10 protein-coding genes are annotated in these 10,771 nt (G+C 56.4%); 5 read left to right on the top strand and 5 right to left on the bottom strand.

Translation table 11 applies throughout. The features are described 5' to 3' along the window. The first annotated feature begins 371 nt into the window (after positions 1-371). Together glyA and QP868_RS09840 are read left to right on the top strand one after the other, a co-directional pair. A complete protein-coding gene (gene glyA / locus QP868_RS09845) occupies positions 372-1,655 on the top strand; it encodes a serine hydroxymethyltransferase (RefSeq protein WP_284926383.1) in 1,284 nt (427 codons plus the stop codon). After that, positions 1,655-2,533, top strand: a complete 879-nt coding sequence (locus QP868_RS09840) for a bifunctional methylenetetrahydrofolate dehydrogenase/methenyltetrahydrofolate cyclohydrolase (protein ID WP_284926382.1) — start codon at positions 1,655-1,657, stop codon at positions 2,531-2,533. The genes glyA and QP868_RS09840 overlap by 1 nt, the downstream gene beginning before the upstream one ends. A gap of 140 nt (positions 2,534-2,673) precedes the next feature. Here the strand turns inward: QP868_RS09840 and QP868_RS09835 are convergent, their stop codons facing one another. Continuing rightward, positions 2,674-3,159 carry a GNAT family N-acetyltransferase gene (locus QP868_RS09835; RefSeq protein ID WP_005885773.1) on the bottom strand — a complete coding sequence of 162 codons (486 nt, stop codon included), beginning with the start codon at positions 3,157-3,159 and terminating at the stop codon, positions 2,674-2,676. A gap of 104 nt (positions 3,160-3,263) precedes the next feature. Between QP868_RS09835 and QP868_RS09830 the strand changes: the two genes are divergently transcribed. Beyond that, complete coding sequence (locus tag QP868_RS09830) at positions 3,264-4,082, top strand: exodeoxyribonuclease III (protein WP_284926381.1); 819 nt, start codon at positions 3,264-3,266, stop codon at positions 4,080-4,082. Positions 4,083-4,190: 108 nt separating this feature from the next. Here QP868_RS09830 and QP868_RS09825 read toward each other — a convergent pair whose 3' ends face one another. Further along, positions 4,191-4,394 (bottom strand): CstA-like transporter-associated (seleno)protein, encoded by a 204-nt coding sequence (locus QP868_RS09825; RefSeq protein ID WP_005885770.1) that lies wholly within the window; start codon positions 4,392-4,394, stop codon positions 4,191-4,193. Next, positions 4,387-6,624: a carbon starvation CstA family protein gene (locus QP868_RS09820; RefSeq protein WP_284926380.1), complete on the bottom strand. Its 2,238-nt coding sequence runs from the start codon at positions 6,622-6,624 to the stop codon at positions 4,387-4,389. The genes QP868_RS09825 and QP868_RS09820 overlap by 8 nt, the downstream gene beginning before the upstream one ends. A gap of 185 nt (positions 6,625-6,809) precedes the next feature. On the opposite strand from QP868_RS09820, the gene trpS reads away from it, so the two are divergent. Both trpS and QP868_RS09810 read left to right on the top strand, forming a co-directional pair. Then, a complete protein-coding gene (gene trpS, locus QP868_RS09815) occupies positions 6,810-7,823 on the top strand; it encodes a tryptophan--tRNA ligase (protein ID WP_284926379.1) in 1,014 nt (337 codons plus the stop codon). A gap of 32 nt (positions 7,824-7,855) precedes the next feature. Then, positions 7,856-8,890 carry an App1 family protein gene (locus QP868_RS09810; RefSeq protein WP_284926378.1) on the top strand — a complete coding sequence of 345 codons (1,035 nt, stop codon included), beginning with the start codon at positions 7,856-7,858 and terminating at the stop codon, positions 8,888-8,890. Here the strand turns inward: QP868_RS09810 and mobA are convergent. Both mobA and QP868_RS09800 read right to left on the bottom strand, forming a co-directional pair. Beyond that, positions 8,880-9,500, bottom strand: coding sequence for a molybdenum cofactor guanylyltransferase (gene mobA / locus QP868_RS09805; protein ID WP_284926377.1), 621 nt, complete (start codon positions 9,498-9,500; stop codon positions 8,880-8,882). The genes QP868_RS09810 and mobA overlap by 11 nt on opposite strands. Continuing rightward, the gene (locus QP868_RS09800; protein WP_284926376.1) at positions 9,497-10,771 is read right to left on the bottom strand and encodes a D-alanyl-D-alanine carboxypeptidase family protein; all 1,275 of its coding nucleotides are present in this window, start codon (positions 10,769-10,771) and stop codon (positions 9,497-9,499) included. The genes mobA and QP868_RS09800 overlap by 4 nt, the downstream gene beginning before the upstream one ends.

The following is a 10,771-nucleotide window of genomic DNA, read 5'->3' as shown; positions in this document are numbered from 1 at the left end:
CGAACAAAGCCGGGCCACGTCCCTATCAGCAGTCAACGCGCGTCCTGGACTCCTGGCGGCAACACCCCCCGGATCATTGATGACAGGGCAAAAAAGCCATACCAGGACCAGCGACCAGATCCTCTGATGAGGACCTACAAATGAATGTAACGGGTGATCTGAGGTCATTTCGCTACAGTCCAAAGATTCGACTGTAGCGAAAAGCGTTCCGCGCCCAAGATGGTTGCGGCTTTCACGGTCACGCCCGCCCAATCGACGAATAACAGCGGCCCGTGTCCGGGGTCACTGTTAAGGTGAACATATGCCCATAGAAGAGGGTGGTCAGTGCCACAGAAGTGAGCGCTGATCTGAGTTCTGCAAGGAGAGTTTTAATGTCGTCAGTGCCCTCCATTTTGAGCGAATCGCTCGAACAGGTCGATCCAGAAATCGCACAGGTTTTGGATGACGAACTGCAACGTCAACGCGACACGTTAGAGATGATCGCGTCGGAGAACTTCGTCCCCAAAGCCATTCTGCAAGCACAGGGATCAGTCCTCACTAACAAGTACGCAGAAGGATACCCCGGGCGTCGCTACTACGGCGGGTGCGAACACGTTGACGTCGCAGAAAACCTTGCGATCGACCGTGTGAAAGAGCTTTTCGGGGCAAACTTCGCTAACGTGCAGCCTCACTCTGGCGCACAGGCAAACGCCGCTGTCATGCACGCTCTGGCCCGCCCAGGGGACACGCTGATGGGAATGAGCCTGGCCCACGGTGGTCACTTGACTCACGGTATGAAGATCAACTTCTCCGGCCGCCTCTACGACATCGCCGCATACGGTGTGGACGAAGCAACCAACCGTCTGGACATGGACAAGGTGCGCAAGACCGCACTGGAAAGCAAGCCAAAAGTGATTGTGGCCGGCTGGTCGGCCTACCCACGCCACCTCGACTTTGAAGCATTCCGCGAAATCGCTGACGAAGTTGGCGCGAAACTGTGGGTAGACATGGCGCACTTCGCTGGGCTTGTCGCAGCAGGTCTGCACCCCAGCCCCGTCCCATACGCGGACGTGGTGTCCTCAACCGTGCACAAGACCCTCAGTGGCCCACGTTCAGGCCTGATCCTGAGCCGTGACGAAGAGATCGCCAAGAAGATCAACTCGGCTGTGTTCCCAGGCCAGCAGGGTGGACCGCTCATGCACGTGGTTGCAGCTAAAGCGATCGCATTTAAGATCGCACAGTCAGCTGAGTTCAAAGAAAAGCAGGAACGGACCATTCGTGGAGCAAAGATCGTGGCTGAACGCCTCCTGCAGGACGACGTCACCGACGCCGGTGTCAGCGTGCTGACAGAAGGAACCGACGTCCACCTGGTGCTCGTCGACCTGCGCAACTCCGCGCTCAACGGGCAAGAAGCAGAAGACCTGCTCCACTCGGTTGGCATCACTGTTAACCGCAACGCGGTTCCTTTCGACCCACGGCCACCCATGGTCACCTCGGGCCTACGCGTGGGAACCCCAGCACTGGCTTCCCGAGGCTTTGGTGACGAAGAATTCACTGAAGTCGCCGACATCATGGCGCAGGTTCTCAAACCAGGCTGCGACCTTGACGAACAGCGCCAGCGCGTTAACCGCCTGACCCAAGCATTCCCGCTTTATGAAGGACTGAAACAGTACTGATGCCTCAGATTCTCGACGGAAAAGCGACCGCAAAAGCACTCAAACAGGAATTTGCTGAACGAGTTGCGCGCCTCAAAGAGCACGGTGTCACACCGGGCCTGGGCACGCTACTGGTTGGTGAGGACCCCGGGTCACAGTGGTACGTGGCGGGTAAACACCGCGACTGCGCTGAAGTGGGCATCGAGTCGATTCGAGAAGACCTTCCTGAAACCGCGACCCAGCAGGAAATTGAGGACGCAGTTCAGCGCCTTAACGACAACCCTGCGTGCACGGGCTTCATCGTGCAGTTGCCACTGCCTAAAGGAATCGACACCAACCGGGTTTTGGAGTTGATCGACCCTGACAAGGATGCCGACGGCCTGCACCCTATGAACTTGGGTCGCCTGGTTCTGCGGGTGGGTGAAGACGTGGAGTCGTCATTGCCGTGCACGCCGGTGGGGATCGTTGAGCTTCTGGAACGCCACGGTGTTGACCTCAACGGTAAACACGTAGTGGTGCTGGGACGCGGAGTGACCGTGGGCCGGCCCATCGGGTTGATTCTGACTCGTCGCGCCGTGAACGCCACTGTGACGCTCACGCACACGGGCACCACAAACCTCAAGGAACTGCTCCAGCAGGCCGATATCGTTGTCGCCGCCGCAGGTGTGAAAGACATTGTGGATGGGGACTCGGTCAAGGATGGCGTGGTGCTGGTCGACGTGGGAGTTTCGCGCGAAACCGACCCCGAAACCGGCAAGTCCCGGGTCGTGGGCGACGTTTCGGAAGAAGCGCGGGCTAAGTCTTCGTTCTACTCGCCTAACCCTGGGGGAGTAGGGCCCATGACGCGCGTTGAACTGTTGCGTAACGTCATTGAAAGCGCTGAACGGTCGCTTGCGTAGTGGGCTTGCCAGGGTTTGCCCGAGGTGGTTAACCCGGAGTTGTCTAGCTGGCTAGTGTTGTCTGGCTAGTTTTGCTCGCACAAACACAAAGCGAGGGGATGTGAATCCCCTCGCTTTGTGTTTGGTTTGTGTGCCTGCGACTACTGCAGAGCAAGCGTGAGCTTGAACAAAATGCGGGCTTTGTCTTTGCCTGCGTAATTGTCCATGAGCACGCTTTCGAACCCGATTGATGAGTGGAACGAAACGGCTGCTGAGTTTTCCGGCATTGTTGTTGCCTGAACTTCGGTTTTGCCTTTGCTTCGTGCCAACTCGATGAACGAGTCGTAAAGCCTGCGACCGATGCCCTGGTGGCGGAAGTCGTCGCGGGCAGCAACGAGGTGAATATAAGCGGGACCGTCCAGGGGAATCACACCCAGAAGGTACCCAACGATTTCGTTTTTGTATCGAGCGACCAGGCCAGACGCAGCCAACTGGCGGAACCAGTATGGATCATGGTCTTCGCTGAGGTCGCGTTCGCCCCAGAATTTCTGTTGTTCATCGACCAAGAAGGTGCGCAGGTCTTGCGCGTCGACTTCGTCGAGTGGGCTGACGGTTAGACGTTCAATGTCGAATTCCGGTGTTGCCATGAGTCGTCTCCTTGTCATCTCAGGACTTCTAACTGTACCCAATTTTCATGACAGGGACGTTAGCCGAGTCACTCGTAAGATATTTTGCGTGAAAGGATGAACACATGATTACTGTCGCCAGCGTAAATGTGAACGGAATCCGCGCAGCTATGCGGAAAGGAATGGAACCCTGGTTTAACCAGAACACGCCACAGATCTTGACGTTGCAAGAAGTCAGAGCTGCAAATGACATTGCCTACTCAGTCATGGAGCCATTCGGAGGCAGCGCTTACAGTGCTGATGCTGAAGCAAAAGGGCGGGCAGGTGTTGCTGTTGTATCGCAGACACCAGCGCGTGAGGTGCGCATTGGGATCGGCGATGAGTACTTTGCGGGGGCCGGCCGTTGGATCGAATGTGACTATGACTTAGCCGATGGCTCCACGCTCACTGTTGTTTCCGCGTACGTGCACTCAGGAGAAGCGGGGACGCCTAAACAGGATGACAAGTATCGGTTCTTGGACCGTATGAAAGAGCGTTTGCCACAGCTTGCGCGTCACGCTGACTATGCGCTTGTGACGGGTGACCTGAATGTGGGGCACACGGAACTGGACATTAAGAACTGGAAAGCCAACCAAAAGAAGGCTGGTTTCCTTCCGGAAGAACGTGCGTACTTTGACGAATTCTTTGGCGACCTCGGCTGGATCGACGTTCACCGCAAACTTTCCGGTGAGGTTCCGGGCCCGTACACGTGGTGGTCCATGCGAGGAAAAGCCTTCGACAATGACGCAGGCTGGCGGATTGACTACCACATGGCCACGCCCAACCTTGCTGAATTGGCGTCGAACGCGCAAGTACACAGGGCCGCGTCATGGGGTGAACGGTGGAGTGACCACGCGCCATTAGTCATTGACTACGACCTGCCGGAGCTTGTGGATAACAAGTAAGTGGTAACGGCGGGCCGAAGCGTAACTCCTCACATGTAGTCAGGCGTAAACGAAAATGGGGGCACACGTGTGAAAACGTGTGCCCCCAGTTTCGTAGCTACAGCGTGCTCAGCAACAGCGCGCTTTAGGGTTTCGATCCTGTTCGTCAGTGAGATCGCGCCAAAACTCGCGTTCTCCCATGGCGCCTTCGCAGGTGCCATGCCGCTGTTGATAGGACTCGAGGTAGTGCTTGTAGGCGTTTTCGCCCATGATTTCCTTGATGTACCAATGAACAGCTTTTAACGGTTTAAGGAGTGTCGAAACCTTAGTCATTCGCTTTGACCTTTTGTGCATGCTCCTTTTGGAACGCGTCCCACTGAGCCTGAACTTCACGTTCTGCCTTAGTGGGGATGAGTCCCTTTGGTGCGAAGATCTTAGTGGGCACTGCTGGCTCTTCTGATGTGCTCACCTTTCCTGTGGTGACTGCTTTGAAGCACTGGTACAGCGCCATAAGGACGACCATGAGCACCAGAACAGCAAACACGATTGACAGGGTTCCTTGGATGAACGTGTTGCGAACAACCGCGTTCATCGCTTCTGCGCCGTTGATGTTACCCATGGACGTTTCTCCAGCGGCCAGTTTTTCACGCACTGCGAAGTGCTGTGCCCAGTATCCGAGCTTGGGGTTAGTCGAGAAGATCTTCTGGTACGACGCGGTCATGGTCACAGCGAGGTCCCATGCAAGTGGAATACCTGGGATCCACGCGTACTTTGCGTAACCAGACTTCACCACGATCGCTAGAACCACCGCAAGGGCTACCGCCGCAAGAAGCTGGTTAGCTATACCGAACAGCGGGAACAACGTGTTGATTCCACCAAGAGGGTCAGTCACACCAATCACCAGAATCGATCCCCATCCGGCAACCATGACCAAAGTGGTGAGCCACGCGCCCAGGTTCCATGACGGGTCGCGGAACTTAGGCATGAAGTTGCCCAACAGGTCCGAAAGCATGAAACGTGCGACACGAGTACCAGCGTCAATCGTGGTGAGGATAAAGAGTGCTTCGAACATCACCGCGAAGTGATACCAGAAGCTCATCCAGGCCGGTCCACCGAACACGTTGTGCAGAATGTGGGCCATCCCCATAGCCAGGGTAGGAGCACCACCGGTACGGGACACGATCGAGGCTTCTCCGACGTCGTGCGCGGCTTGTTCAAGTGCTTCTGGAGTAACGTCAATGCCCGGCATACCAAGTTTGTTCGTAATGAAGTCGGCCGCGCCCTGAGGCGTTCCACCAGTGAGAGGTTCGGCGGCGTTCATTGCGAAGTAGATTCCCTTGTCCAAGCTGACAGCTGCGACAAGCGCCATGATTGCCACGAACGATTCCATGAGCATTCCGCCGTAACCAATGAGGCGGGCTTGTGATTCCTTTTCTAGCAGCTTAGGCGTAGTTCCAGAGGAAATAAGGGCGTGGAATCCAGAAAGTGCACCACATGCAATCGTGATGAACAGGAATGGGAACAAGGAACCTGCGAATGCCGGACCTTGGTCATTAGACGCGAACGGTGTAACTGCAGGCATCTGCACTTCTGGGTTCACCAGAATGATTCCGACTGCCAACAGGCCGATCGTTCCGATCTTCATGAAGGTGGACAGGTAGTCACGTGGTGCAAGAAGCATCCACACCGGGAGAACGGCTGCAAAGAAGCCGTAGATCATCAGCCCCCATGCCAGCTGGACTTTGGTGAGGTGGAAGACTTCTGACCACAACGGGTCGTTGTGAACCCAACCGCCTGCAACGATTGAGAGGACAAGAAGGGTAACACCGATCACCGAGGTTTCCACGATTGCACCTGGGCGCAGGTACCGCATGTAGAAGCCCATGAAGAATGCGATTGGGATGGTCATCGCAATCGAGAAGACACCCCATGGGGATTCTGCAAGGGCGTTAATAATGACAACACCCAGAACCGCAATCAGAATGGTCATAATGAGGATGATTCCGATTGAGGTGATGATACCGCCGACCTTGCCGAGCTCGTCGCGGGCCATCTGGCCAAGTGAGCGTCCGTTCCGGCGGGTCGAGAAGTAAAGAACCATGTAGTCCTGCACGGCTCCAGCAACAATCACACCCAGAACGATCCACAGGGTGCCGGGAAGGTAACCCATCTGAGCAGCAAGAATCGGTCCCACAAGTGGCCCAGCGCCAGAAATGGCGGCGAAGTGGTGGCCAAAGAGAACACGACGGTCGGTGGGGGTGAAGTCCCTTCCGTTGTCATTAAGTTCAGCGGGTGTGGCGCGCTTGGGGTCAGGGCGACACACTTTCCATTCGATGAATTTCGCGTAGAACCTAAAAGCGATGAGGTAGGAACCCACCGCTGCTGCGACGAACCAACTTGCGCTGAGCTGTTCACCACGAACAATTGCAATCATGGTCCAGCCGATACCGGCGATAAGGGCAATGGCTACCCATAAAACAATTTTGCCCGGTGTCCACCGGGGCTTCTCTTCCACTGCAACTGGTGGGAGAGCTTCATCGGTTTTAATGTACTCAACCGACATTCGAGCTCCTTATTTTGGGGTCTTTCGTCGCAGGCGACGAAGTTTGGGTTGTGCACACACAAAGTGTTCTTGGGGTCACTCCGGCTTTGGAGGTAATTAGCATAATACTTTGATGTGACTCTTAACACGTGCAATCCGCACGTTTTTTGCCGATTGAGACGGTTCTGCGATGCTGAAATGGCAGAATGGAGGGCATGAGTCAATCAGCAGTCACCCGTCCTCGCTCACTTTCAGGTGTTCAAGCGACGTCGGGATCCCTTCACCTCGGTAACTATATTGGTGCTCTGCAACAGTTCGTTGCACAGCAGGAAACCCATGACGCGTTCTTCTTCATCGCAAACATGCACGCGATCACGGTGGAGCAGAACCCTGAGGAACTGCGTGAACGTACCTTGCGCACAGCAGCACAGTTCATTGCCGCGGGACTCGACCCTGAAAAGTCCACAATCTTTGTGCAGTCCCACGTCGACGCACACACAAAACTGAGCTGGATCCTGGAATGCACCACGTCTTTGGGTGAAGCTCAGCGCATGACCCAGTTCAAAGACAAATCGGCAAAGAACGAACACGTGTCGCTGGGATTGCTAACCTACCCGGCACTCATGGCCGCTGACATCCTGCTGTACCAGGCAGATGTTGTGCCCGTGGGGGAGGACCAGCGTCAGCACTTGGAACTGACACGCAACTTGGCGGAACGGTTTAACAACCGCTATGGCGAAACGTTCAAAGTTCCTGAAGCAGGAATCCTCAAGCAAACGGCAAAGATCTACGATCTGCAAGACCCGTCGGCAAAAATGTCGAAGTCGGGAAAGAACCCTGCTGGGCGCATTGACATTTTGGACGAGCCAAAGGTTCTTCAGAAGAAGTTTAAATCTGCCGTCACTGACAACGACACTGTGATTGCGTACGATCCGGACAACAAGCCGGGAGTGTCTAATCTTCTCACCATTTATTCGTCTTTGTCGGGCCAGAGCATCGACAGCATCGTTGCCGAATTCGACGGGAAGATGTATGGCCACCTCAAGGTTGCGCTCGCAGATCTCGCTGTTGAAGCTCTCACCCCCGTACGGACCCGCACCAACGAACTGCTGGAAGACCGAGCAGAACTTCAGCGGATCCTCTTGAACGGAGCTCACAAGGCTACACAGATCGCTGATGTTACGGTCAAAAACGCGTATGACCGAATCGGTTTTCTCTAAACTCCCCACCCACCTCTAAGGAGCACCACCTGGTGGCCAAGAAGTACAAGCCCAACAACATTGCCCCCGAAGTCATCCACACCGCCGCTCGTCTCGAAGACAAGGTCCAGGACTGGCAACGGAAACAAGCGAATAAACGCGGATGGAAACGCACAGTCATCGCCTACGACTCGTATGGGACTGAATCTTTCATCCGCGTTCTAGCGCGCACAGTTTTGACTAAGACCGGGCAGCCGGCAGCAGATATGCACGCGAGTATTCGCGGTTTCAGGTCGTTTGGGTCCATCCCGCTCAATGAGGCGACCGCGTGGGTGCGTGTGAATGGCCAGGAGCACATGGTGACATCTGACCGAGGTGGCATCGTGGACGCTGTGATTCCTGGCGACTTTAAGCCGGGGAAAGTTGAGTTGGAGATCTGGACGCAGAGGTCTTTGGTCGACACGGCTACAGCGTATGTTGTGGCAGATGACGAAAAGTTCGGCATCATTTCTGACATCGATGACACGGTCATGGTGACTGCGTTGCCACGTCCGTTTTTGGCTGCGTGGAACACGTTCGTGCTGGATGAGCACGCGCGTTCGCCGGTCGCGGGTATGTCGGTCCTGTATGACCGTCTGACCTATTTGCGTCCGCACGCGCCCATCATCTACCTGTCTACGGGCGCTTGGAATGTGGCGCTGACTCTGAAACATTTCTTGTCCCGGAACCTGTATCCGGACGGGCCGTTCTTGCTCACTGACTGGGGCCCAACAGCTACGCGAGCGTTCCGCTCTGGTCAAGAACACAAACGTATCCAGTTAGAACGTTTGGCCCGGGAGTTCCCCAATATCAAATGGTTGCTGGTGGGAGACGACGGCCAGCACGATGAAGAGATTTATGGTGAGTTCGTCGAGAACCACCCCAACAATGTTGTCGCCGTGTGTATCCGTCAGCTCACGGTCGGTGAAGCAGTGTGGGCCGGTGGGCGTTCGAAGAATTCGGGACGCGGCCAGGGTGTTCCGTGGATCTACGCGTCAGATGGAGCAGGTCTCATGGAGAAGATGAACGACCGCGGAATCATTGTCTAGGCGTGGACGCACCTCTTAAGTCCACCCCAAATCTTTGAGCATCCGCATATGTGTCGATGTCTGCGGTGGTCGCCTGCTCAAGGTGAACGGGCACCCACTCACAGCGATCGTAAAGGATGCGAGCGGGACGGTGGGCCACCTCGGCGGAGGAAACCACTTGAGCCAGCGCCCGCGTACGCCACACGGCCGTCAGATATTGCACCCGCCCGGTAGGGTCAACGGCCACTGCGCAATCCGCTTGACCTACCGCGTCAATGAGCGTGCGAATGGTGTGCGCGTCGATGAGGGGGAGATCGGCGGCAAGGACCGCAACAAGGTCAGTTGTCACGTGCTCCACCCCGGCCGCAATCGCCGCGGCAGGGCCGGAAAACGGTGGGTTTTCACGTAGATGGGTCACGTGCCCGAGGTCGTCCAACCCGTCCGTGTCTCCCACCACGACGGCGGGGCAGTGCGGGGATACGCCACGGACGGCTAAGAGGGCGCGTTTGATCAGCGGAACACCGTTAGCTATGAGTGCGGTCTTGGTGATACCGCCCAGCCGCGTTGCCTTGCCTCCGGACACCAGAAGGGCAGTGAGCGAAGGCTCCTCAGTGCGTGAGCCCTGACTCATGTGCTGGTACCTTCCTGGTCTTTGCGCGTCCCTTCGCCTCGACTGGAATGGCTATGGCCGGAACGACTGCGGCGCGAACGGTACATGAGAATGCCACCCGCAACAGCAAAAACGGCGACGGGAAGGCCAAGTGCGAGCCCGATGTTGGCAGGGATCGCAGCTCCGGCGGGTTGAGACTCACGCATCTCTTCGTCTGATACATCTGACGCTGTCCTACTGCGTGCATCGGACGAGCTATCCTCAGCCCCAGAATCACTAGCCTCAACTGACGCAACAGGTGAGGGTGTGCTGAGATCTTCGAACGCCACAGTGCGCGTGACTTTGGGGTCTGTCTGGTTGAATGCCCAGTTGAGAAGATCTGCGGCTGCTTGGCGGCTCTGCGTCTGCGCGCGCAAGACCACCGCGGCGTACGTGGTGTCACCTCGGGTGGCGGCCCCTAAAAACGAACCGCGGGCTTCTTGCGTGTACCCATTTTTCAGGCCAATAGCCCCCTCAACCAGCCCAATTAACCGCGTGTGGTTCTGGATCTGGTATCCCTTGACCTTTTTCTTCTTGTCGTGGTCATAACCACCGGGGAAATCCAAGGTCTGAGTTTGGACAACCTTCATGAGGTACTTGTTCTTGGTGAACTCGTGTGCGAGCTTCAGCAAATCATCGATGGTGGTGCCTTGCCCAGGGGCGTCAAGGCCGCTGGTGGTGCCCACAACGGTTGAGTCCATTCCCAGTTGCTGAGCTTTGCGGTGCATGAGCTCCAGGGCTTTGTCTTGCCCGCCCACTGCTTCGCCAAGCGCGTACGCGGAGTCGTTGGCGCTCGACATGAGCATTGAGTGGAACAGCAGGTCGATCGAATACTCGTTGTCGCGCAGTAATCCTACGCGGGTGCCGTCGACGTTTGTGGTCTCTTCGGTGATGCGTTGCTTTTTCTTGACGTCGGGGAGTTCGTCGACCAGGGCCAGAGCTGTGAGAAGTTTCTGTACGGACGCCGGCGATGAGACCACGTCCTCGCCATGGGATACCAGCACTTCGCCGGTATCCAGGTTGGCTACGAGCCACGCGTCGGCTGCTGGCTTGGGTGGGGGAGTGCCGTCACCTAAGTCGGTGGGGCTGGTATAGGTCGCCGAGGTGGGTTCGGCCGGCTGTGCGACAGCCGTGTGCGCGCTCGCCGGCTCTGTCTCTGCAACATTCGGGGCAACCACAACTGTAAAAGTTGCGAGGGCAACAGTGGCCGCCGCTAAAAAGCGACGGCCACAAGTTAGAGGGTATAAAGCCAC

The organism is Brevibacterium sp. UMB1308A, assembly GCF_030230605.1.
Taxonomy (GTDB): Bacteria; Actinomycetota; Actinomycetes; order Actinomycetales; family Brevibacteriaceae; genus Brevibacterium.
This window is presented reverse-complemented; position numbering and strand designations above follow the sequence as displayed.